Genomic DNA, 21,837 nt, shown 5'->3' with positions numbered 1-21,837 from the left:
TGCGTTAGCCGTTTTTTTGACGCCAGCGCTCCATTGCTGCGGAGATAGCGAATGTTTCGCGGTATTTCGGGCTGCCGGAGGGGCGAGGTGCACCTTCAGAAACGAGTGCCATGATATCAGCAAGCTTATTGTGTGCTGCACCAGATTGGCCAGCGCCGATATAAGCGTGAAGTTCAACCAAAGCATCTGACAATTGGTCGTGCGCACGAATTACGAAATAGGGCTCGTCTTGTGCAAGATCATCATAGCAGTCAAATTGTGATTTATTGGCTTTTGAGCCTATCGGGGCTTCAGTCATATTGTTCTCTCTTATCGAAAAGGAATCGCTTTGAGATGAGTTTAGGCTGAAAACCCCGGTTTGTTCAGTGGCAAATTAAGCTTCAATGGGATCAAATAGCGTTGCCATTGCGTCTTCCACAAGATTTGCAGGAGCAGACACTGCTTCCATGCGGCCTTGAGCTTGTGTAAGCGTTTCATCTGCAAACACACGGGCAAGGGTAATGGCTTTGGTTTTGAAGTCATCATCGGCTTCCAAAGAACGAATAGCGCTTTGTGCGAGCAAGTATCCGCCAACAACATCACCAGCCAATCGCAGATAAGCAGTTGCACCAGCAAGCGCTACAGCTCTATTGTCAGCCATGCTTTTGAGCATCCATTCGGTCGATTCCTCAAGGTAGGAAACGGCTGAGTAAAGACGGTTTGCAACAATAGCTAAATGACCATTACCTGTGGCGGATGCGTCTGAGACTGTCTTGCGAATATCGGCGATTATGGCTTGCATGCCTGCGCCTTTATCTGAAGACAGCTTACGACCGACAAGGTCCATCGCTTGGATAGCATTTGTGCCTTCATAGATAGGATTAATGCGGGCATCCAGCATGATTTGAGCTGCTTCTGACTCATTCATAAAACCCATACCGCCATAAACTTGTACGGCTAGGTTTGCTAAATCACATCCGCGATCTGTACACCAAGCTTTGGCGATCGGCACGAGAAGGTCTTCACGCTGTTTGAATTTGGCTTTGTCTTCAGCATCTTTTGAATGTTCAGCAAGGTCTGATGCGCCTGCGCATGCATAAACGATGGCACGTGCTGCTTGTGTGGTGGCGGCCATTGAAACAAGTGTGCGGCGAATGTCTGGGTGGTGAATGATGGCTGCATCACCTTCCACGCCTGGCGCTTTACCCTGCTTGCGGTCACGTGCGTAAGCTTCGGCTGATTGCGTAGCAGCTTCACAAACAGACACACCTTGAAGCCCTACTTGAAGGCGGGCAGCATTCATCATGATGAACATGGCGGCGAGACCTTTGTTTTCTTCGCCGATCAACCAGCCTTTTGCGCCATTATATTCCATCACACATGTTGGAGAGGCGTGGATACCGATTTTTTCTTCAAGGCCGATACATTGGTATGTGTTGCGATCACCAAGGGAGCCGTCTGCATTGACGAAGAATTTTGGCACGAGGAAAAGAGAAATTCCGCGTGATCCCGCAGGCGCTTCTGGTGTACGAGCTAGCACGAGCTGGATGATGTTTTCAGCGACATCATGCTCACCCCAAGTGATGAAGATTTTTTGACCTGTAATCGCAAAAGAACCATCGCCATTTGGGACGGCTTTGGTTTTTAAGGCACCTACATCTGAGCCGGCAGTTGGCTCTGTAAGGTTCATCGCGCCTGTCCATTCGCCGGAGATAAGTTTTTCTAGGTAGGTAGATTTTTGTTCGTCTGTGCCTTTTTCAATAAGGGCTTCGATTGAGCCAAATGTCAGCATTGGGTTGAGGCTGAAGGATGGATTTGCACTTTGCATCATTTCCATAACGGCGATTGCGAGTGATTTTGGAAGGGCTTGTCCGCCAAATTCTTCAGGGAAAGGAAGGCCTATCCAACCGCCTTCCGCGAATGTTTTATAAGCTTCTTTAAAACCCGGAGCGGCGGTGACAACGCCATCTTTCAGGGTTGCGCCGTGTTTGTGTCCCTCTGCATTGAGGGGAGATAAAACGTTGGAGGCAAGCTTGTTTGCTTCTTCCAAAACGGGAGCAAGCAAGTCGCTATCATAATTTTCAAATGCGCCAGTTGCACCAGCAGCATCAATGTCTGCGTTGTATTTTAGTGCGTTTTCGATCGCGGCCAAAGGTGCGGAATACGGCATTCAATTCTCCCTAAAAGGTCTACGCCAATGCGTGTAACCTAAATACATTCACTCAATTCAAACAGTTTATCGCAAAATGCGCTGTTTTCAAATAAAAGATATATCATTTGTTTATGTTAGAGCGGAAGTGACGCAGGGATGGCCCCTTCATGCTCCAAAAGCCAGTGTTTCTTATCAACCCCGCTAGCATATCCTGTGAGTTTGCCATTTGCGCCAATCACGCGATGACAGGGCACGACAATGCCAATTGGGTTTGCGCCATTGGCAAGACCAACAGCGCGTACAGCTTTAGGCCTTCCTATCTGTTTGGCAAGATCACCATAGGTAAGGGTTTTGCCGATTGGGATGGTGCGCAAAGCAGCCCAAACTTCTTTTTGAAACGTTGTGCCGCCTGTTTGGGTTTTAAGAGAAGCAATGGCATTTAACTCGCCTTTGAAATAGGCAGTGAGGGCGTGTGCAGCGGTAGACGGTTTTTTGCCTGTGTATTCAACAAGTTCATATTTATTTGCGCCATAATGGCGAGTGAAAAGCTTATGTAACCGCTCTTCAAATGCATCCCATTCCACGGCCCGCAAATTATCTTCTGCATCCGTTATAATGCTGAGTTCGCCGAAAGGACTGCTGATTTTTTCCAGAAATAATTTTAGCATGTCGGGCCTATGGTCTGAATTGAGGTGAAGCGATCATAGCGTGAGTCTTATGAAATTCACTGGCGGTTTTCGGACGTGGTTGCCATGAAGGCATTGAGAGCCGAAAACCGCTAGACGTCAATGCGCGGCTATGTGCAATGTGGTGGTATGGAATTAGATCACGCAGCTTGCTATCGCGCTGTTTCAACGCGCGACACACGGTTTGACGGACGTATTTTTACGGCTGTGAAGACGACGGGGATTTATTGTCGGCCAGTATGTCCTGCACGTACCCCCCTTCAAAATAATGTAGAATTTTATCCTAGCGCCGCTGCTGCGCAGGAGGCGGGGTATCGGCCTTGCTTGCGATGTCGGCCTGAAACCGCACCTGATTTGGGAGCGTGGAAAGGCACATCAAATACTGTGTCTCGTGCTTTGAATATGATTGAATTAGGGGCGCTAGATGATGGGAATGTTGCGCATTTGGCTGCGCGATTGGGGGTAGGTGATCGGCATTTGCGGCGGTTGTTTGCGCAGCATTTGGGCGCATCTCCGATTGCTGTGGCGCAGACGCGGCGGGTGTTACTGGCTAAGCAATTGATTCACGATACGAATTTATCCCTTGCACAAGTAGCGATGGCTTCGGGGTTTGGAAGTATTCGTCGATTTAACGAGACATTCTCAGCTTTATATAATCGGCCGCCGAGCGAAATGCGCCGCAATGAAAAAGATAAGGCAATACAGGATGCTGCGGCGGGTGATGTGGTCGTGCAGCTCAATTATCGCGCTCCATATGACTGGCCTGCAATGCTGAAATATTTCGCAGCGCGGGCAATTGATGGCATGGAAGTTGTGGAAAATGGCAAATATATCCGCGCTATTTCGATCGGCGTTCAGCATGGTGTTGTGACAATTTCTCACTTTGAGGGGAAAAGTGGTTCTGGCCAAACGGGCAAGATAGAAGCGCGTATTCGCTTTCCTGTGTTGAGTGCTTTGCCGCAAATTATTGCGCGTCTACGGCGTTTGCTAGATTTATCGACAGATCCTGAAATGGTGGGCGCGCATTTGGGCGACGACCCATTGTTGAAACCCTTAATTAACAAGCGATTAGGGCTACGTGCGCCGGGGGCGTGGGATGGGTTTGAGTTGGCGATACGCGCAATTTTGGGGCAACAAATTACCATAGAAGCCGCGCGCAAGCTAGGCAATGGCTTGGTGGCTGATTATGGCGAGGTGCTGGGCAGCTTTACGGGTGTTGCGGGTGTGACCCATGCCTTCCCCCTAGCATGCACACTTGCTGATGCGGACTTGTCGGGCTTGCGCATGCCGCGTGCGCGATCGGGCGCGTTAAAAGCGATGGCACAGGCTGTTGTCGATGAGCCAGACTTGTTTTCGATGCGGGCGAGCTTAGATGAGACCATCAAATCGCTAACGGCTCTAAAAGGCATTGGCGACTGGACTGCCCAATATATTGCGATGCGCGCTATGCAAGAAGCCGATGCTTTTCCAGCGGCGGATGCTGCATTGATAAATGCATATGAAAAGCTAACGGGTGAACGATTAAAGCCGAAGGAATTGCAACTTGTCGCGCAAAAATGGAGACCGTGGCGTGCCTATGCAACACAATATTTGTGGGCAAGTTTGGCTGACTAATTATGCTTCATGAGGTTTTGAAGTTCATTGGCGTGGTGACGTAGGCTGATGAGATACTCACCCACTTCAAGGCGAAGATCGCTTGTTTCCAGCTTGCGCAAGCTACGTTGCGTCCAGCCCTTTTCGGGGCAAAGTTGCTCAATGAAGTCTTGGTACTTATCGTTCTCGCTATCGGTAAGGGGTAAACGGCTAGCTGTTTGCAGCAATAAGAGAAGCTCGTGTACAATCAACATACCGCGAAAGGCATCCATAATGTCTGGCAGTTGCGCGGGGTCATTCATCCATGATTTGTCTTTGAAGACTGTTTGCATGAGATGTTGGCCTGCGCCGTGGCAATCATAGCTAGCGCAGCCGCCAAATCCATCTTGTTTTAATGTTGTGTGGATTTTGCACTTGCCGCAATCACTGCCTGCTGTTTCCAAATTGGTGCACGTTTCACCTGCCTCTTTGTCGATGGCAAATTCTTCGGACTTATCAAACGCAAATACCACACAGCAAAGCGCCGCGCATTGGGAGCAATCAGCTTTTAATGAGGGAATTGAAGGCATTTAAGAAGGGTTCGATTGTAACTTTATGGTGAATGTGAGCCCGCATTTTTTGCATATCTTCACGGGCTTCACAACAATAAATCTACAGTTTGATTGACCATCCCAGAGCACCGAATCTTTGCGGGGTTGTTTGCTCTTCAAATTGTTTGGAGCGCTCGACATAGGTTAGGCTGAGTTGAGTGTTGTTCCACTGGAGAACTAGACCTGCTTGCAGATCATGTACGACGCGTTCTGTGTGAATGGAGCGTGTGTCACTGTCATCGAACAAACTTCCATCGAGAATGTAGTCATGGGCTATATATCGCGCTTCTGCACCACCAAACACATACCAGCTAAAATCATCATCAGGTGTAAAATATCCAGCGCCTGCAAGAGAGGGACGCACGCGCGGCGGGCCATAGTCGTTTTTCAAATCATTCCCAAAACGAGCCGTTAGTCCGGCGCGTGCATTGGTGTTGAGTGTACCAAGAGTAAAACCTGCATTGGGGACAAGATCGACGCCATAGTCTGAGTTTCCAAAGTTTGCGAGGGCGCGATATCTGCGATCGTAAATCAGGTCAGCCCCAAATTGTTCACCAACTTGGTTTTCCCAGCCTAATGGGAGGTCGTCACTTATCAGGCTGTGAAACTCTTCTTGAAGCCATTCACCACCGGCCGATTTTCCTACCTGCCCGATACGTACTGAGACTTGATCAATTGCGTTTTCAGTTTCTATCAATGAGGTCGCTTCAAGATATAAGTATCCAGCATAAGGATGCTGATCTGGAATGAAATCTGTTTCGCTGATGTCACTTGGCGTGAAAACGGAATGTCCGACAGCAAATCCACGACGAATGGTGGCAGCTTCGCCTTCTTTGGTGAACAAATTTGCAAGTGCACTATCGACCCATTGCGCATTTTTGGGAGCTGATAAATATCCAAGGCGGAAACCATTTGTGTAGTTTCGATCTTGATCCCCAAACCAGTCATTTTCCAATACAAAAGAGAAGGTGCCTTTTGTATCCTCTGCGGGGGCAGGATCGGAAGTTTGTGACATTGCTGGCATAGCAAATAATACACTCGCGCCCGCAAGCATTGGCATGGCAAATTTAGTCATGGATGTCCCCTAAAAATGAACTGTGATGTAGAAAGGCAAGCCTGCAAGCGCAAAGATTGCACATCGTATCTGTGAAATTTTGAAACGATCAGGGATGGGTTTCGTTCCATTTGGGAATTGAAAATAATAAAAAAGCCGCTCCCCCAGAAAGAGAAGCGGCTTAGATTTGATGATTTTTGACCGTCTTATTTAGGAGTCGGCCCGATCATTTTAGCTGGGACGACGATAGCGTCGAAGTCTTCTTCGGAAATACCCAAAGCAAGGGCTTCGATTTTAAGTGTCGTGCCGTTTTTGTGCGCGTTTTTGGCAACTTTGGCAGCGAGGTCATAACCGTATTTCTCTTTCAGTGGTGTCACCAACATGAGAGAGTTTTCTAGACCCTTTTTGATGTTGTCGTGACGTGGTTCAATTCCGACCACACAATTGTCTGTGAAGGAGATTGCGGCATCAGATAGCAATTTCACTGATTGCAAGAAGTTGTATGCCATCATCGGGTTGAACACGTTGAGTTCAAAATGGCCTTGAGACCCTGCAAAAGAGATTGCTGAGTTGTTGCCGTGAATGTGAGCACATACTTGAGTGAGCGCTTCACATTGTGTTGGGTTCACTTTACCCGGCATGATAGATGAGCCTGGCTCGTTTTCTGGAAGGGCCAATTCACCCAAACCTGAACGCGGACCAGAACCTAAGAAACGAATGTCGTTGGCGATTTTAAAGCAAGACATGGCCACAGTTGTGATTGCGCCATGGGCAAACACCATAGCATCGTGTGCTGCGAGGCTTTCAAATTTGTTTGGCGCTGTTTTAAATGGCAAGCCTGTGATTTGTGCGATTTTGTCAGCGACCAATTCTGCAAAGCCTTCAGGACAGGCTAGACCTGTTCCCACGGCTGTTCCACCTTGTGCAAGCTCTAGGAGTGCAGGCTGGGTTTGCTTGATGCGCTCAATGCCATTTTCAACTTGTTTGGCGTAACCAGAAAATTCTTGGCCCAATGTGATCGGTGTTGCGTCTTGAGTGTGTGTGCGACCGATTTTGATAATGTCTTTATATTCTTGCGCTTTGTCGTTTAGCGCATTGTAAAGTTTTGTCAGCGCTGGCAGCAATGTGTGCTCAATCTCTACAGAACAAGCAATGTGCATGGCTGTTGGGAATGTGTCGTTTGACGACTGTGACATGTTACAGTGATCATTTGGGTGAACGGGAGTTTTTGACCCCATTTCGCCGCCAAGAATTTCAATGGCGCGGTTTGAGATAACCTCATTCGCGTTCATGTTGGACTGTGTACCAGACCCAGTTTGCCATACAACGAGGGGGAAGTGGTCGTTGAGTTTACCTTCAATTACTTCATTAGCGGCTTGAACGATGACTTTACCCAAGTCTTTGTCCATTTTTCCAAGCGCCATATTCGCTTCTGCACAGCCGCGTTTCACAACACCAAGCGCTGTGATGATGGGTTGAGGTTGTTGTTCCCAACCAATTTTGAAATTACCCAATGAGCGTTGAGCTTGTGCGCCCCAATATTTGGAAGAATCTACTTCGATAGGGCCGAAAGTATCGGTTTCGGTACGTGTTGTCTTGTCGCTCATATTTGGCATGTCCCTTATATATCTGGCGCACGAGGGCGTGCTGGGCTGTCTTTGCGATATGGATTAAGCCAATGAGGGTTAAGGATCAACTAGCAAGCATGTGCGAGAAATTGTCCATTTCAAATCAAATGTATGAATCATGATGGTGTTTAGAAGAAAATATAATAGTGTAATCTGTTGAAATTATATGTTTTATTGTGAAATGTTTAGTTGGATAAACAAAAAGCAATGGAACGTATTTGAAGTCTGCTCCATTGGTATTGCATGGGTTCTACAGAGCCTGACGCAATAAAAGGAGATCTTGATATGTTAAATAAACTTATGATGACGACTGCAGCTGCCGCTCTAGCTCTATCTGTATCAGCAACTGCGCAAGAAGCGACAACAACTGAGCAGCTTAACCAAGAACAAGGTGCGATGATCGAAGATACACAGCACGCTGAAGACACTATGCTGCACGATAGCGATGCAGTCGCGAATGCTAAAAAGCTGTATCAAGACGCAATGGATGAAGAAATCGACGAGATGAATGAAGTCGCATCTATTTTGATTGATGCTGAAGAGCTTTATTCCGACGCTTCAAAATTGCCAGACAGTGAAACACCTGTACGTGAGCATTTGATGGAATTGTCTAAGGAGCGCGCACAACAGCGTGAAGAAATCCAGCAATTTGTTGCCAATAAAGGTGCAGAAGCTGATACTTATGGTGAAGCTGTAGGTACAGGACACCGTGCATTCACGCAGATCCGTACAGCATTTGAAAATGATAAAGTGGTTGCCGTTGAAGAAGTATTACGCGGTGAAAAATACATCGTAGATGAAATCAATGAGCGCATTGAATCTAAAGAAATTGCATCTGAAGATGCTGTGAACTTGTTGAAAGACATCCGCGCTGAAGTGGAAGCAAGCATTGCAGAATTGGAAATGCAAAAAAGCTAACACTTTGCTGAAAGTGAAACCTAACAAATAGCATAATAGCGCGTTGTTAGAGTAGAGAAGCCGGTGCCTATAGGGTGCCGGCTTTTTGCGTGTATGCTGGTGTTAAGCTATGGTGCGCTAGCGTGAGGAGAGCATGCGATGGGGAAGCTTACCTATAAGCAAATACTAAAAGCGTGGCGTACACATAGCTTTTTAAAAGCGAAGAACCCGCTGACGGATACACAACGCAAGAAATTGGAAGCGTTGTCCACGCTGGAATTAGCGGCGGCGACACGCAATGGAGATCATACTCTGATCGGGCGAGAAGCTGCGCAAACTTTGCTACGTCAACGCGGCGGACGTTTAGTTGAGGCGGATGTCGCTGTTCCTGGATTTGTGAAGCCGGCATCTGTGGACCAATTGAAGAAACGCTTTTTTGGTAAGATGCGGCAGTTGCGGCGTATATCTGGTTGGCTGGTATTTCTCTTTTTTGCGGCAATGATAGTTGCTGCTGGATATTCAATTGAATCTGAGAATAGCGTCCTACGTGAAGGCGTTGAAGCGGGCCTTTTTTATGAGAGTGATATTCGCGGCTCGGAACGTAATTTGACCGATGAAGAGATTGCAGCCGCGCCTGAAGAGGCTTTGGAAACATTCGCACATGAAACTAGTGTGCGCGATGTGTTGCTCTATAAGGCGAAAGATACGCCTGCGGGCAAGCGGCGTATGTTGGCTGAAAATATAGGTATTTCTCTGGCTGGTTTTACCACATTGAGCTTTCTCGTATGGTTTATATCTACGGTTTTTCGCGGGCAGCCGGCACGCATTTTGTTGTTGCGCAAGTTCAACGATAAAAAAGTGTCCAAGTCGCTTGAGCGGGTCATTTCCGATCAGTTGCGTGTGTTTGGCCATGTTGTAACCTTGTCAGATAAACATGTGCGACGATCTCGTTTTGCAATGATATGGAACGCAATTCCGACCAATTTTGCGCATGCGGCGCTGGTGGTTATTTGGTTTCCTATACGACTTGTGTTGCGCCAATTTAATCGCGCAAAATACGGACCTGTTTGGGTTGGGTCTGCGCGAAACTATCGGGCTTTGGCAAATCGTTTGCGGGATAAGTGGGCGCTGAATTTAGAAGTGGCGTGGGCGCGCAAAGAAGCGTTCATTATCCGCACCCATGATAAATGGTGGCAAGAAGTTGTTGCGCTGGTGATGGGGTCTTCAGATGTGATCGTGACAGATTTGTCGAATGTAACAGCTGGCACGCAGTGGGAGCTGGATAGATTGCATGAAACGGGAAAACTGCAAGAAACGATCTTCATCGCGCATAAGGATGCGCAAGCTAGAGCGAGGCTCGCATTGAATAAGTTTCCCAACCCGCAGCGAAGACGCATCTTTTTTTATGACAATTTGGGTGATTTTGAGGGGGAGGCCCAAGAGAAGTTCCGTGCAGATATGTTGCGAGAAATCGGTAAATCGTCTTCGCCGGAGATGAGTTTAGTAAATTGAATTATATGAAATATTTTATAGGTATCCGAATATAATTAGTGCCGAATTTGAGAAAACTAAGGAACTAAACTCCTTCATGGGTCGTTGTTAGGGAAAGCTTTCAACAGCCAAAAGGAGAATTACGATGTTGAAGAGTATTCTTGCAACGAGCACGGCCTCTGTATTGGCACTTTCAGCCTGCGCCGTCAGTCCAGCAGACACATCAACTGCTAACGCGCCGCCAGCACCCGTGATGAATAATGAGCAGACAATAGGTCAGCCCGCCGACACGCTAATGTCAGATAACACAGGTGGCTTGCACGGCACTGATGATATGTATGTGCTGCCTGGTGATAAAGTGCAGGTGGATTACAAAGAAAAACTTGCGGATGCGCGTGAAGAAGAAGTTGAAATGCTCAATGATGTAACCTCAATCTTCATTGATGCAGAAGCGCTGTATGGCGATGCCTCCAAACTGCCGGATAATGATGACCAAGTGCGCATGATTATTACTGAGATCGCACAGGAACGGGCAGCGCAACGCGCCGACCTGCAAGCCTATGTGAACGAGTTAGGCGGAGAGCCTGACAGTATGGGTGAAGCGTTGGGAGCTGGGCATCGTGCGTTTACGCAAATGCGAACAGCTTTCTCTAACGATTCAGCAGTCGCGCTAGAAGAGGTGTTGCGTGGAGAGCGCTACATTGTCGATGAAATCGGTAAAGTGCTTCAGAAAGGTGATAATCTTTCGGGCGTTTCTATCGAGAAGCTAAATATGATCCGCGCAAATGTGATGGAAGATATAAGAGAGATTGAGACATATATGTCCTAAACCCTCATGCGGGGCTAATGTCTTAATGCAAATGACCGGCCTGCAATTGCCTTTGCAGGTCGGTCTTTGTGCAAGGGGTATGGTTTAAAGCGCGCCGCCGCCCCATAATTTTGAGTATTGCTCACAATGTATCAAAACACTTTTGAAGTCAGATGCATTAAGGTCAGCGGGCAGTTTGTACTCTTGGCTGCCTTTGTTGGAAATGAGTTCACCCAGATTGATGGCACCTTCAATGGCTGTCTTGCCTGTTACCTCTTCGATGGTTTGAGGTGATAGAAACACTTTCAAATCTGGACCATTGCTGGTTTTAAAATCATCATTAAAGCGAATATAACTATCCCCATCACGTTGGATAATTGACCAACCGCCTTTGATTTTTTTATCCTTTTTTACAAAGGAATGCTCGGCGACACTCGCTTCTGCATAGGCTGCATTGACGGGTGCGAGAACATTTATCGCTGTGATGGAAGATAGAACAAGCGCAGAAGAAAGCACAAGAGAACGCATAAGATACCTCGATTAAGTCATGTGTGTGGTGCTAATATGCGCAATGATATGTGAGCTTTCAAATCAAGCTCGTTCACAGCTTCGCGCGCGGGCCACACATTTTTCGTGATATTGCGTGAGCTTACTAATCAGCGATATTTGTTGTGATTATTGTTGTAACTGAATTGGCAATAAAGCAGCGTTCATGTGCAGCATGATGAAGTTGCTCGGATTGAGATTTATCAGGAGTGAGCCCTTGGTATTGCACAGTCGGGTTGAGTGTGACGTGCGTAATGGCCATATGACCCGCGCTGTTTTTCTCTAATATCCCCGTGGCATGATCTTCATACCGCGTGACCACAAATCCAGCATCACGTGCCATGTGTAGGTAAAACAACATATGACAGCTGGAGAGTGAAGCGATGAATGCTTCTTCTGGGTCTATATTTTCTTCCACCGAATAAGGGAGTGGTACAATATGCGGGGAGGAAGAGGCCGGTACTTTTAAGCCGCCATCAAATTCCCATTCATGCGCACGCGAATGGGTGTTGGCTTTAAAGTCACCGCTGCTTAAATGCCATCGTATTATTGCATGGTGGTGTGCCATGAGATTTCTCTAAAAGATTGAGATTAATAATAAAAAAGCGCTAAAGTATGAACTCTAGCGCTTTATCTGTAAGCCTTGCGGTGAAGCTTATTTCTTGTCGTAAATAGCTTCCTTTTTGAAGTGCTTTGCAAGAAGGTAGTATATCACTGCGCGGAATTTGTTGCGCTCTGATTTTCCATATTGCTCGATAACTGCGTTGATAGCTGTGTCGAGATCAGGACCATCTTTGAGGCCTAGCTTCTTGATTAGGAAGTTATTCTTTACAGTTGCGATTTCGTTCGGGTCTGTTGCGGAAACAGTCGAAGAATCTTTGTTGTAGATTGAAGGGCCACAACCGATAGTAACTTTCGTTAGAAAATCCATATCAGGTGTTACGCCACATTTTTCTTTTAGGTCTGCGGCATATTTAGTGATGAGATCGTCGCGTTTGCTCATAATTTTCCCCTCCAAAGTGGAATCAAAATTGCGATTAACCAAGACATTCAATGAATTTTATCCGCTTGGCAACTCTATACTGCAGTTAGGTATCAATCCTAGATCGCACCAAGTGAGATAGGTTGAGCTAGTAAAGGTGGGTTGAGCGAACTTTGATAGGTTTTGGCTGCGGCGGAGGCGCGAGCAGATCGTTTAGAAATGCGCCGATGTCAGGTAATTTAGGGCCGCGTCCTGGCTTGTCATCATCGTCATTATCTTTACCTGCACGTCGCATAATTGCGATGCCCATTTGCACAGACGCAAAGGTGAGACCAAGGAAGAATGTAAGCAAGGCCAAGGCGAGCCATTTTTCAGTTGAGGCGAATATCAATGTGCGCAGATTTGCAATGTTGAAGACAAGGAGGGCACCAGAGAAAAAGGCACCAAAAGCAAATCCTGACAGTGCTTTACCAACCAGCCAACGAATATTTTCGCCTGTTTTGTCCTTTGCGGGGACAGGAGCATCAAGTGGCTCTGAAGATAAATTTTTATCTACCATGAATTTAATATAGGTACGTTTTCTGCGTTGCCAACACGTTTTTAGTTAAAGAAGCAGTAAAAAGCTTCAATATCCAAAATATGTGCAAAGCATATGCCGATTTAGGGGCTGGTGGCGTTTTCTAGCGTTAGACCAGCGAATAATTGAAAGAGATAGATATCCGCAAGTCTTCCCCCATATTGGGCGTGACTTCGTGGCGTAGCCAGCTTTCCCACATCATCACAGTGCCAGGTTCTGGTTTTTCATAAACGAAACGTTTTGCGGACAAAGGCGCGTTTTTGTTGGGGCTAGGCGCGTTCATCATCATGGGAAGGCGTGGGTCTTCTAATTTTAGAGCGCCTGCGCCTTCTGGCGTTTTGACGTAATATGTACCGGATATAACCGAATGGGGATGGATATGGCCCGAATGTGCCGCAAGAGGATTGAGGATATTTATCCAAAAGCTATCCATTTCCCATTTTGCATTGCCAATATCCATATGGCTGGCTTGGGCAAATTCAGCGGCTTTTAAATCGAGTTTGGCTTTTAGGTCGGCAAATGCGTTGGCGCGATTTTCCAGATCATTGAGTGAGGCGTAAGATGTGTAGCCATCATAGCCATTATCTTCACACCATTGCTGTCCGGCTTCATCATCTTCAGCCACTTGCATACATGCTGCTTCTAAATCAGCGTTTAGCTCTGCCCAGTCAGGTGCGTTCGCAAAGCTATCGCGCAGGAGCTGAGTGATGAATAGAGATTGCAATGGCATAGAACGCGTTATTTGCGACGGAATGCATCTAAAGAGACAACCGTGCCTTCTTCACTGTTTTTGCTTTCTGATTCTTCAGAAGGCTTTGATTTGTCTTCATATATTTCAACTTGTTCGCCATCATCAATCAATGCTGCCGTGCCAAGTTCAAAGACAAGACCGTAATTTACGGAAGGGTCAAAAAAGCGAGTAACAGCTGTAAATGGAATAGCGAGGTGTTGGGGAACACCGCCAAATTTTAGAACGATTTCAAAACGGTCGTCATGGACTTCAAAGTCCCAGTATTGGTGTTGAATGACGATTGTCATTTCTTCTGGGAAACGGTCTTTGATAGCGTCGGCCATGCTGACGCCCGGCGCAGCTGTACGGAAGGTGATATAAAAATGGTGATTGCCGGGCATTGCTTCGCCCTTGGCAGCGGATTTCAGGGCTTCGCGCATAACACCTTTTAAGGCGGCTTCTGAAAGCGCCTTATAGCCAATGAGGTCGACTGCGTTGTCTGAGCCTGTACCGTCTTTATTCATAAACCATTCTCCAACAGGATTTATATGCAGCAATTAAGCAGCTTCGCGGCGGCGTCAATAGCGTTCTTTTCGTGGGCGAGCGTGTCTACTTTTGTTCGCGCTTATTGGGAGGAAAGAAATCCCCGCAATATCCACTGATTCTAGCATGCTTTTGTGCGAACTCTAAGTGGCAAAAAGGTATCAAATAATCAAGGATTGCCCCTCAATTTTATTAAATTAGCTTGTCTGCTCCCCTTTAGCTCTCCGTCTGAGCGGGCAGTGCTTGGTAACTGCCCACTCAATGAAGGTGCTTAGCGTGCTGTATATCGTTTATTTGCTAAGCGCTTGCTCAAGGTCTGCAATAAGATCGTCAGAATCTTCAATACCAATTGAGATGCGAACAAGGTTTGGAGCAGCACCGGCTTTGATTTGCTCTGCCTCTGTTAGCTGGCTGTGTGTTGTGGAGGCTGGATGAATGATCAAAGATTTCGCATCTCCAAGATTTGCCACATGGCTGAAGAGTTCTAGATTTTCGATCAGTTTAATACAGGCATCATATCCACCTTTAAGCGCGACAGTGAAAAGGCCGCTGGCACCATTGGGACAAATGCGTGCAACGCGATCATGGTAAGGCGAAGAAGGAAGACCTGCATAGGTGACTTCTTCAACATGTTCGTTTTTCTCAAGCCAAGAGGCGATTGTGATCGCATTTTTGACGTGTTCGCGCATACGTAATGAAAGCGTTTCAATTCCCATGAGCGTGTAGTGTGCGCCTTGTGGGTTCATGGTCATGCCAAGATCACGCAAGCCAATTGCGATGCCGTGGAATGTGAACGCCATTGGGCCGAAAGTGTCTGCGAACACGAGACCATGATAGGCAGGCTCAGGTTGGGAGAGTGATGGGAATTTATCAGAAGCTTTCCAATCAAACTTACCGCTATCGACAACAACACCGCCAGTAACAGAGCCATTTCCTGTTAGGTATTTGGTTGCTGAATGTACAACAAGTGTTGCGCCGTGTTTGATTGGGTTACACAAATAAGGTGTTGCAGTTGTGTTATCTACAATGAGGGGCAGGCCGGCTTTGTCTGATATGGCAGAAATTGCATCAAGGTCTGTGATATAGCCGCCCGGATTTGCGATGGACTCACAAAAGACTGCACGTGTGTTTTCATCAATGGCATTTTCAACTGCTTGTGCATCATCAAAATCAACAAATTTTGCTTCCCAGCCAAAGCGTTTAATTGTGTGCGTGAATTGGGTTAGCGTGCCGCCATATAGACGCGTGGAGGCAACGACGTTTTTACCCGGGGACATGAGGGGGAAAAGGGCTAATAGCTGTGCGGCATGACCCGATGAACAACATACTGCGCCTGCACCACCTTCAAGCGCTGCTATGCGCCCCTGAAGAGCAGAAATCGTTGGGTTTGTAAGGCGTGAATAAATATAGCCAACTTCTTTCAAGCCAAAGAGGTTTGCTGCATGCTCTGCGCTTTTGAAAACAAAAGATGAGGATTGATAAATAGGTGTATTGCGTGCGCCTGTCGCTGGATCAGGTGTTGCGCCTGCGTGGAGTGAAAGCGTGCTAAATCCACGGTTTGGTGTATCGCTCATATCAAATCGCCCTATTCTTAAATTGATTTTGGGCGAAACTATGCGTTACCGAAGGATATGTCCAATCAGTTTTTATGGTGGGGTTAAGAGCTTTTCTAAACTCGACATCCAACGATGAAATTAGGCTTCATATAACTCTAGGGGAAGGTCGTCGGGATCTGCGAAAAACGTGAAACGTTTGCCCGTAAATTCATCTGTACGAATAGGCTCAACTTCAATCTTGTGTGTTGTCAGGTGTGCGATGAATGGTTCCAGAGCGTCTACAACGAAGGCGAGGTGACGTAGACCTTGCGCTTCTGGATAGCTTGGTCGGACAGGGGCATCGGGAAATGAGAAAAGCTCCACTTGCCCACCATCGGGAAGCCCCAAGTCCAACTTAAAAGAATTGCGTGAGTCACGGTAGTTTTCTGCAATGATTTTTAGGCCCAATACATTCACATAAAAATGTTTGGAGCGTTGGTAGTCTGAGCAGATAATTGCAGCGTGGTGGATGGATTTGAGCATGGAGGAGCCTGATAATTTGAATGCTCAAAAGGATAAGATGTCCTCCAAATTATGTCTATTGGAATGTGAATTTCTGGGAATGGTCAGAACCTCAAGACCGAAAGAGAAAATCATTCGGCCTTGAGGGGGGTAGTTTAGAATTGAGTGCGCAAGCCAAACACAATATTGCGTCCGCGTAGTGGCGATTGGTTTTTCACAAAGGACGTGTGAATGAAGGCCAGCTCATCGAGCAAATTGGTTGCACGTATGAACAATTCAGTTGATTGCTTTGAATCTGCGTTGAGCTTGTAAGAGGCTGTAGCATTCAGCATGTTGTAGCCTTCTGTTTGCGTTTCATAAGATGCGACACTGTCTTGTTCGAAAGTGTGATAGAACTCGACATCGGCAATAATCGGACCTTGGTTCCATTCGTAGCGCGCACCTAAGCGGCCGGGAGGGATACGGGGTAAATTGTCATCTTCTTTGGTCATTTCAGCATCAACATAATCACCAAATAGTATTGCACGACCATTTGAAGAAAGATCATAGCTGATTTGTCCATCAATGCCGGTAAATGTGGCATCGGCGGCGACATATAGTAGGTAATTGTGAGGCGCACCTGTTTCACTGTCTGTTTCGATTAGACGCGCAAATATGTAGTCTTCTATGTCTTGGTGGAAGAGGCCAATTTCATACTGTATTGATCCTTGAGTTTTGCGGAAAGTTAGATTGATAGAATCTGTCGACTCCATCACATCTGTTGTGCTCTCAGGGAATCTGGAAGAGGCTCGGCTCGATTGGGATAGTCCGACTTCATAACTATTAGTCGCTAGATTGTTGCCATATGCGTATAATTCGCGGATATTTGGCGCGCGCTCAGAATGAGCAATAGACGCTGCTATTGAATAACTGTCGTTAACATTCCATGTCGCTCCGAGGGAAGCTGAGAGAGGTTCATGTTTTGCGGCTGGATGCCTCTCTTTGAATAATTCAATGTTATCGTTTTTTATAGTTTCTCGCCAGTTTTCTCCATACCATGGAATGAAAATATCGTCATAAACGTCTGATAATTCGGGTGATAATTGGATGCGATATTCCGGTATTGTCACATTGATTTTACGCCAATCTTTACGGATTGCAAAATCCAGATCGACTGCGCCAAATGAACGTGTTTCATTGAGGAATACGCCGAAATTTTTGGTCAGGTGGTATGAGGGGCCGTCAAACCCAAGTCCGTTTTCTGGAAACTCTTTATGCAAGTCATTGACGTTAATTCCGCTAAATTCGCCGTCTGTGTATTGCACGCCAAATGTGCCGGAAAAACCTGCAATTTCCGCATGCGTTAGCTCTAAGCGGGCATCATATACTTCATTGGTATAATTGGTGAAAATGAACGGACCATCAATCTCGTCATGCTCGTAATCTGTGTAGGATAGTCTTACGCGCGTGTGATCTATACCTGGGATTATTTTTTCATAATCTGCTCGAATATCGTAGCGGTCTGCGCGAAGGTTGATTTTGGCTGTGTGCTCGTCTGATGAACCGAACGGGTCTTCGTATGCGCCATGGGAGGCACAGTGTAGGTCTGTTCCGTGTGTGTGGCAGACGGCGTTTTTGTGGGAGTGCCCCGGTAGCCCGTATTCACTATCCAAGCGAGAATAGGCTGCGCCGATATAGCCTTTGGAGTTTATCCAAGATCCACCAATACTATAGCCATCGCCTTCGGAGAAAGAGTCACGAAGTTCATCGCTGCCAAAATCTCTTGGTATGGAATAGTTCTCACTGGAGCGATTGAAGCCTTCAAGGTGAAAAGCGAATTGTCCTATCGAGGCGGTTGCGCGCGCGGCCATGGATGCCTCTTGATCGCCCAAGCCATAGCGAGCTTCTGCGCCGCCTGAAAAGCCACCTTCAGGGAGAGATTTAGGGATTTTACTGTCGATTAGATTTACTGCACCATTGAGTGCATTTCCGCCATAACGCGCTGCTGCTGAACCGCGTAGCACTTCAATTCCATCCAGTAATAATGGCTCGCTGGTGATTGCATGATCGGGTGCAACGGATGACACGTCGAATAGGTTTGCACCATCGGATAATATTTCGATACGCGGGACGGTTTGTCCACGAATAACGGGGCGTGATGCGCCGCCACCAAAATTGTCTAAGTGAACACCGGGCAGTCCTGCTAGAGTTTCACCTAGTCCGCCAAGGCGTCTGTTTGCCAATTCCTCGCCTGATAGCATCATCACTGGCAAAGATGTAATCGTATTTTGGCCTGCAAGCGTGCTTGTTACAACAACAGTGTCGATGCGTTGAGTTTTGCTGGCTTCAGTTTCTTCTGAATTTGTATTGCTAATATCGGCGTAAGCAACACCGCTACCAATCACCGAAATTGCAGTGCTGAGCACTAAATTCTTCCAAAGTAATGACACGTTATTCCCCATTGAGTGAAAATCAGTCTCGTAATGTTATAACGTAACATTGTCAATCAGGAAAACGGTTAAGTTTTGATAGGGGAAGAAGGCGTGCTTCGCATTGTGGCGCGGTAGGTTAGCTACTTAGTAAGAGGAGGTTTTCGCTGTCGAATTTAGAGTATGAAGTGGCGAGAGTGAAAATAAAAACAGCTGATATTTCTGGTAATGAGAATCATTCTCACTATATATACGCTAAGTTCTTTTGTCGGACGGCGGAAAGTGGGAGTTGATGATGAATCGCGATGTTATAAAAACGATATCTTATGGAGTGATGCATTTTACTGTGGCGATTGCTGTTGCTTTTGCGCTGACGCAAGATTGGCGCATCGCTTTAAGCGTTGGCTTGATTGAGCCTTTCGTCCAGACATTTGCTTATTCGATACATGAGCGCGTTTGGCAGCGTGGACAAAAAACAAAATCTGCTAATGAGATGCGTGAACATTTACACGGGCATATAGGGCTTGCGTGAAAAATAGCATAAATGCATCCGCTTATTTTAATATGGAATAAGTGGAAGCTTCTGTTGCCAGGTGCTTCCGGACCCCGCCTAAGGTGCTAAATGTCCCTAGGAGTTTATGCGGTTTGTTCGCACAGCTTACGCTGCGAGAAGCTCACCTTCAGCAAAGTTGTCATTTGCAACTATTTGCGATTGGGCTTCTAACGGGGCCCATTCGAACGAAATACAAGTCTTTACACGTCCGTCGATCCTATTTCGGCCCCAAATCCAACCGCCAAATGAACGGGTTAATATGGTGGAGCCGCCGGGTACCGCCCCCGGGTCCGAGCCGCTTATTACACAAGGGTTTATCGTTATAGTTCCCGAGGGAACAGGTTTAATATAGGGCTGATTGCTTAACAGGAAAAGCGTTTTGACCAAGAAATATCAGAAAGTCTCAGAAAAAATGCGTTTTCATATGAGCGATTAGTAATCCAAGTTTAAATTTGGTAAGTCTTAAAGCGGAATGTGCTGGGTAGAAGTGTAGTTTGTATTCATCACTTGTTGAATGCGCTATGTCTTCCGTTTTTATAAGTTGTGGTAAAGTTTTTTCTCTATGAGGTTGCACTGTTTCCGGTCTGATTTCGCTTTTTACTGATTCTATAGTAAGGTATTTTTCATCAACGTGGACAAATGCCCCATTTGCATGTCCGAATTGAAGCAGAAATTGCTGTTTTTCTGATTTTGAATCGGCTGTGTGGATAAATGAATACACAAATAGAGGGTGTTGAATGCGTTGTGACAAACATTGGAGGAAAAACGAATGAATGGACTATCCAAGAGGCAGGCTAACGAAACTGAAACTCATGCTTTAGCACGCCGCCTCGTTGAACGCTCAGGGCTTAACGAAAATCAAGCAGATCAAGCTGTAGATGACTATCTACACGCCGAAGGTGGCAGCATAGGAGCTGTAGAATCCCCATCACCTAAGGGTAAGGTTGATATGTCTCGCGCGTCTATTCGCGCTTAAATAAATGGTTCTAGTATAGTACGTTTATAAACGTGACGATGGACACTAGCGGGTTCTTGCCTGTTCGTTAGTGCCTGTTGTCACGTTTTTTTTTATTTTGGCGATTTGTAGCTTCGCAAAATAAAATGTGATTGTGTCCCTTACAAATTTGGTTTGGGAGATATTTCAATGAATTTGGAAAATTGGACAGAACGTAATTGGCCTGAAATGCCTTTGTTAGAGGGCAAGTTTGTCCGGCTAGAGAGAATGGCAGAAGGCAAACATATCTCGGACCTATTTAAAACGTGCGCAACTCCAGAAGAAATTGAACGTGCTCACTTTTTGAAAGTAGATGGTGCCGATACATTTGACGGTTTTTCCGATTGGGCTCGAAAGTGTATCAATGATCCATCGCAAGAATTTTACACAGTTATCGATAAAGATTCTGGGGTTGCCTGTGGCCGTCAGGCATTAATGCGAATTGACACTTTCAACGGCAGTATCGAAATTGGAAATGTGCATTGGGGAAATGCAATGGCACGTAGTCCAAAATCGACGGAAGCGTTCTTCTTGATGGCAGATTATGTTTTCAATGGGCTTGGTTATCGCAGGTTGGAATGGAAGTGTGATTCTTTGAACTTGCCATCTCGATCAGCAGCCGAACGATTTGGAATGTCTTTTGAGGGAATATTCCGCAATCACATGGTAAGATACGGTAAAAACCGAGATACTGCTTGGTTCTCTCTGATAGACAATGAATGGCCAGCGACAAAAAAAGCGTTTGAATTTTGGCTTTCCCAAGATAATTTTGATTCAAATGGGGAGCAAAAAGTTAGATTAAAAGAATTTATTATTCGGGAGCGGAGCCATGGGAATTCAGACAAAGTCGATTGAGTATAAAGACGGTGATACTACTTGCGTTGGGGTGCTTGCATGGAATGATGAGGGTGGAAAAAAGCCTTGTGTACTTGTTTCGCCAGACTGGCGAGGACGTACTGAATTTAGTGAAAACAAAGCGATAACGCTAGCCAAACTGGGATATGTTGGCTTTGCGATAGATGTGTATGGCGAAGGTAAGACGGGCAGTAATGCGGACGAGAATAGGGCGTTGATGAACCCATTTGTTGAAGACCGTGAAAAGCTTAGAACACGATTACTTGCAACGATTGAAGCAACGAAAACTTTTGAAGAAGTCGATGAAAGCCAGATCGCGATTATCGGTTTTTGCTTTGGCGGATTATGTGCATTGGATGCCGCGCGTAGTGGTGCAGATCTTAAAGCAGCAATCAGCTTTCATGGCTTGTTTGATGGGAATGGTTTGCCTGAGAACAAAATCAAAGCAAGTGTGCTTGCTCTGCATGGTTATGATGATCCGATGGCGACGCCAGATTCGATTATCGCGCTTGGAGACGAGTTGAAACGCGCTGAGTGTGATTGGCAGATACACGCCTATGGTGGCACGATGCATTCTTTTATGAACCCGGATGCGAATGCGCCGGAAAATGGAACCCAATATAATAGTGTTGCAGATAAGCGCGCTTGGGCAGCCGCGACACAATTATTATCAGATGTGTTTGCCTGATCACTTGTCGGTAGGCATATATAAAC

23 protein-coding genes and 1 other RNA gene are annotated in these 21,837 nt (G+C 46.4%); 8 read left to right on the top strand and 16 right to left on the bottom strand.

The window, feature by feature from the left end:
• Window positions 1-4: 4 nt before the first annotated feature.
• The 3 genes from ACFQS8_RS09755 to ogt form a co-directional block, all read right to left on the bottom strand.
• On the bottom strand, window positions 5-298 hold the full coding sequence (locus ACFQS8_RS09755) for an aspartate decarboxylase (RefSeq protein ID WP_382167136.1): 294 nt from the start codon (window positions 296-298) through the stop codon (window positions 5-7).
• 75 nt (window positions 299-373) lie between these two features.
• Entirely contained in the window at window positions 374-2,149 is a 1,776-nt protein-coding gene (locus ACFQS8_RS09750; protein ID WP_382167135.1) for an acyl-CoA dehydrogenase, read from the bottom strand.
• A gap of 116 nt (window positions 2,150-2,265) precedes the next feature.
• Window positions 2,266-2,799, bottom strand: a complete 534-nt coding sequence (gene ogt / locus ACFQS8_RS09745) for a methylated-DNA--[protein]-cysteine S-methyltransferase (protein WP_382167134.1) — start codon at window positions 2,797-2,799, stop codon at window positions 2,266-2,268.
• A gap of 147 nt (window positions 2,800-2,946) precedes the next feature.
• Here ogt and ACFQS8_RS09740 point away from each other — a divergent pair, with 147 nt between their 5' ends.
• A complete protein-coding gene (locus ACFQS8_RS09740) occupies window positions 2,947-4,431 on the top strand; it encodes an AlkA N-terminal domain-containing protein (protein ID WP_382167133.1) in 1,485 nt (494 codons plus the stop codon).
• Here ACFQS8_RS09740 and ACFQS8_RS09735 read toward each other — a convergent pair.
• The 3 genes from ACFQS8_RS09735 to fumC form a co-directional block, all read right to left on the bottom strand.
• Window positions 4,428-4,979: a hypothetical protein gene (locus ACFQS8_RS09735; RefSeq protein WP_382167132.1), complete on the bottom strand. Its 552-nt coding sequence runs from the start codon at window positions 4,977-4,979 to the stop codon at window positions 4,428-4,430. The genes ACFQS8_RS09740 and ACFQS8_RS09735 overlap by 4 nt on opposite strands.
• A gap of 82 nt (window positions 4,980-5,061) precedes the next feature.
• Complete coding sequence (locus ACFQS8_RS09730; protein ID WP_382167131.1) at window positions 5,062-6,075, bottom strand: lipid A deacylase LpxR family protein; 1,014 nt, start codon at window positions 6,073-6,075, stop codon at window positions 5,062-5,064.
• Between the two features lie 185 nt (window positions 6,076-6,260).
• Entirely contained in the window at window positions 6,261-7,661 is a 1,401-nt protein-coding gene (gene fumC / locus ACFQS8_RS09725; protein ID WP_382167130.1) for a class II fumarate hydratase, read from the bottom strand.
• A 306-nt stretch (window positions 7,662-7,967) separates the two neighbouring features.
• On the opposite strand from fumC, the gene ACFQS8_RS09720 reads away from it, so the two are divergent.
• From ACFQS8_RS09720 to ACFQS8_RS09710, 3 genes are all read left to right on the top strand, one after another.
• Complete coding sequence (locus ACFQS8_RS09720) at window positions 7,968-8,600, top strand: PA2169 family four-helix-bundle protein (protein WP_382167129.1); 633 nt, start codon at window positions 7,968-7,970, stop codon at window positions 8,598-8,600.
• Between the two features lie 138 nt (window positions 8,601-8,738).
• Window positions 8,739-10,091 (top strand): hypothetical protein, encoded by a 1,353-nt coding sequence (locus tag ACFQS8_RS09715; protein ID WP_382167128.1) that lies wholly within the window; start codon window positions 8,739-8,741, stop codon window positions 10,089-10,091.
• Window positions 10,092-10,215: 124 nt separating this feature from the next.
• Window positions 10,216-10,899 carry a PA2169 family four-helix-bundle protein gene (locus ACFQS8_RS09710; RefSeq protein ID WP_382167127.1) on the top strand — a complete coding sequence of 228 codons (684 nt, stop codon included), beginning with the start codon at window positions 10,216-10,218 and terminating at the stop codon, window positions 10,897-10,899.
• An 84-nt stretch (window positions 10,900-10,983) separates the two neighbouring features.
• Here ACFQS8_RS09710 and ACFQS8_RS09705 read toward each other — a convergent pair whose 3' ends face one another.
• From ACFQS8_RS09705 to ACFQS8_RS09665, 9 genes are all read right to left on the bottom strand, one after another.
• Window positions 10,984-11,406 (bottom strand): DM13 domain-containing protein, encoded by a 423-nt coding sequence (locus tag ACFQS8_RS09705; protein ID WP_382167126.1) that lies wholly within the window; start codon window positions 11,404-11,406, stop codon window positions 10,984-10,986.
• Window positions 11,407-11,530: 124 nt separating this feature from the next.
• Entirely contained in the window at window positions 11,531-11,992 is a 462-nt protein-coding gene (locus ACFQS8_RS09700) for an OsmC family protein (RefSeq protein ID WP_382167125.1), read from the bottom strand.
• 87 nt (window positions 11,993-12,079) lie between these two features.
• Window positions 12,080-12,427, bottom strand: coding sequence for a DUF2853 family protein (locus ACFQS8_RS09695; protein WP_382167124.1), 348 nt, complete (start codon window positions 12,425-12,427; stop codon window positions 12,080-12,082).
• Window positions 12,428-12,554: 127 nt separating this feature from the next.
• Complete coding sequence (locus ACFQS8_RS09690; RefSeq protein WP_382167123.1) at window positions 12,555-12,965, bottom strand: hypothetical protein; 411 nt, start codon at window positions 12,963-12,965, stop codon at window positions 12,555-12,557.
• Between the two features lie 127 nt (window positions 12,966-13,092).
• A complete protein-coding gene (locus ACFQS8_RS09685; RefSeq protein ID WP_382167122.1) occupies window positions 13,093-13,713 on the bottom strand; it encodes a TIGR02466 family protein in 621 nt (206 codons plus the stop codon).
• 8 nt (window positions 13,714-13,721) lie between these two features.
• Window positions 13,722-14,237 (bottom strand): SspB family protein, encoded by a 516-nt coding sequence (locus ACFQS8_RS09680; RefSeq protein ID WP_382167121.1) that lies wholly within the window; start codon window positions 14,235-14,237, stop codon window positions 13,722-13,724.
• Between the two features lie 309 nt (window positions 14,238-14,546).
• Window positions 14,547-15,830, bottom strand: coding sequence for an O-acetylhomoserine aminocarboxypropyltransferase/cysteine synthase family protein (locus ACFQS8_RS09675; protein WP_382167120.1), 1,284 nt, complete (start codon window positions 15,828-15,830; stop codon window positions 14,547-14,549).
• A gap of 120 nt (window positions 15,831-15,950) precedes the next feature.
• The gene (gene gloA2, locus ACFQS8_RS09670) at window positions 15,951-16,334 is read right to left on the bottom strand and encodes an SMU1112c/YaeR family gloxylase I-like metalloprotein (RefSeq protein WP_382167119.1); all 384 of its coding nucleotides are present in this window, start codon (window positions 16,332-16,334) and stop codon (window positions 15,951-15,953) included.
• 134 nt (window positions 16,335-16,468) lie between these two features.
• On the bottom strand, window positions 16,469-18,742 hold the full coding sequence (locus tag ACFQS8_RS09665) for a TonB-dependent receptor domain-containing protein (RefSeq protein WP_382167118.1): 2,274 nt from the start codon (window positions 18,740-18,742) through the stop codon (window positions 16,469-16,471).
• A gap of 274 nt (window positions 18,743-19,016) precedes the next feature.
• Between ACFQS8_RS09665 and ACFQS8_RS09660 the strand changes: the two genes are divergently transcribed.
• Window positions 19,017-19,253, top strand: a complete 237-nt coding sequence (locus ACFQS8_RS09660; RefSeq protein ID WP_382167117.1) for a DUF2061 domain-containing protein — start codon at window positions 19,017-19,019, stop codon at window positions 19,251-19,253.
• A gap of 40 nt (window positions 19,254-19,293) precedes the next feature.
• On the opposite strand, the gene ssrA is transcribed toward ACFQS8_RS09660, so the two are convergent.
• Window positions 19,294-19,652, bottom strand: a transfer-messenger RNA (tmRNA) gene (ssrA, locus tag ACFQS8_RS09655).
• A gap of 391 nt (window positions 19,653-20,043) precedes the next feature.
• Here ssrA and ACFQS8_RS09650 point away from each other — a divergent pair.
• The 3 genes from ACFQS8_RS09650 to ACFQS8_RS09640 all read left to right on the top strand — a co-directional run bounded on the left by ACFQS8_RS09650 (window position 20,044) and on the right by ACFQS8_RS09640 (window position 21,811).
• Complete coding sequence (locus tag ACFQS8_RS09650; RefSeq protein WP_382167116.1) at window positions 20,044-20,250, top strand: hypothetical protein; 207 nt, start codon at window positions 20,044-20,046, stop codon at window positions 20,248-20,250.
• A 168-nt stretch (window positions 20,251-20,418) separates the two neighbouring features.
• A complete protein-coding gene (locus ACFQS8_RS09645; protein ID WP_382167115.1) occupies window positions 20,419-21,123 on the top strand; it encodes a GNAT family N-acetyltransferase in 705 nt (234 codons plus the stop codon).
• On the top strand, window positions 21,098-21,811 hold the full coding sequence (locus tag ACFQS8_RS09640) for a dienelactone hydrolase family protein (RefSeq protein WP_382167114.1): 714 nt from the start codon (window positions 21,098-21,100) through the stop codon (window positions 21,809-21,811). Before ACFQS8_RS09645 ends, ACFQS8_RS09640 begins: the two co-directional genes overlap by 26 nt.
• Window positions 21,812-21,837 lie beyond the last annotated feature (26 nt).

This window comes from Hirschia litorea (assembly GCF_042665075.1).
Lineage (GTDB): Bacteria > Pseudomonadota > Alphaproteobacteria > Caulobacterales > Hyphomonadaceae > Hirschia > Hirschia litorea.
Note: the sequence above shows the minus strand (reverse complement) of the source record. Positions and strands in the feature narration are given on the sequence as shown.

Coding starts and splice junctions, on each gene's coding strand:
- ACFQS8_RS09755 (WP_382167136.1), bottom strand. CDS start 298: ATGACTGAAGCCCCGATAGGCTCAAAAGCCAATAAATCACAATTTGAC.
- ACFQS8_RS09750 (WP_382167135.1), bottom strand. CDS start 2,149: ATGCCGTATTCCGCACCTTTGGCCGCGATCGAAAACGCACTAAAATAC.
- ogt (WP_382167134.1), bottom strand. CDS start 2,799: ATGCTAAAATTATTTCTGGAAAAAATCAGCAGTCCTTTCGGCGAACTC.
- ACFQS8_RS09740 (WP_382167133.1), top strand. CDS start 2,947: ATGGAATTAGATCACGCAGCTTGCTATCGCGCTGTTTCAACGCGCGAC.
- ACFQS8_RS09735 (WP_382167132.1), bottom strand. CDS start 4,979: ATGCCTTCAATTCCCTCATTAAAAGCTGATTGCTCCCAATGCGCGGCG.
- ACFQS8_RS09730 (WP_382167131.1), bottom strand. CDS start 6,075: ATGACTAAATTTGCCATGCCAATGCTTGCGGGCGCGAGTGTATTATTT.
- fumC (WP_382167130.1), bottom strand. CDS start 7,661: ATGAGCGACAAGACAACACGTACCGAAACCGATACTTTCGGCCCTATC.
- ACFQS8_RS09720 (WP_382167129.1), top strand. CDS start 7,968: ATGTTAAATAAACTTATGATGACGACTGCAGCTGCCGCTCTAGCTCTA.
- ACFQS8_RS09715 (WP_382167128.1), top strand. CDS start 8,739: ATGGGGAAGCTTACCTATAAGCAAATACTAAAAGCGTGGCGTACACAT.
- ACFQS8_RS09710 (WP_382167127.1), top strand. CDS start 10,216: ATGTTGAAGAGTATTCTTGCAACGAGCACGGCCTCTGTATTGGCACTT.
- ACFQS8_RS09705 (WP_382167126.1), bottom strand. CDS start 11,406: ATGCGTTCTCTTGTGCTTTCTTCTGCGCTTGTTCTATCTTCCATCACA.
- ACFQS8_RS09700 (WP_382167125.1), bottom strand. CDS start 11,992: ATGGCACACCACCATGCAATAATACGATGGCATTTAAGCAGCGGTGAC.
- ACFQS8_RS09695 (WP_382167124.1), bottom strand. CDS start 12,427: ATGAGCAAACGCGACGATCTCATCACTAAATATGCCGCAGACCTAAAA.
- ACFQS8_RS09690 (WP_382167123.1), bottom strand. CDS start 12,965: ATGGTAGATAAAAATTTATCTTCAGAGCCACTTGATGCTCCTGTCCCC.
- ACFQS8_RS09685 (WP_382167122.1), bottom strand. CDS start 13,713: ATGCCATTGCAATCTCTATTCATCACTCAGCTCCTGCGCGATAGCTTT.
- ACFQS8_RS09680 (WP_382167121.1), bottom strand. CDS start 14,237: ATGAATAAAGACGGTACAGGCTCAGACAACGCAGTCGACCTCATTGGC.
- ACFQS8_RS09675 (WP_382167120.1), bottom strand. CDS start 15,830: ATGAGCGATACACCAAACCGTGGATTTAGCACGCTTTCACTCCACGCA.
- gloA2 (WP_382167119.1), bottom strand. CDS start 16,334: ATGCTCAAATCCATCCACCACGCTGCAATTATCTGCTCAGACTACCAA.
- ACFQS8_RS09660 (WP_382167117.1), top strand. CDS start 19,017: ATGAATCGCGATGTTATAAAAACGATATCTTATGGAGTGATGCATTTT.
- ACFQS8_RS09650 (WP_382167116.1), top strand. CDS start 20,044: ATGAATGGACTATCCAAGAGGCAGGCTAACGAAACTGAAACTCATGCT.
- ACFQS8_RS09645 (WP_382167115.1), top strand. CDS start 20,419: ATGAATTTGGAAAATTGGACAGAACGTAATTGGCCTGAAATGCCTTTG.
- ACFQS8_RS09640 (WP_382167114.1), top strand. CDS start 21,098: ATGGGAATTCAGACAAAGTCGATTGAGTATAAAGACGGTGATACTACT.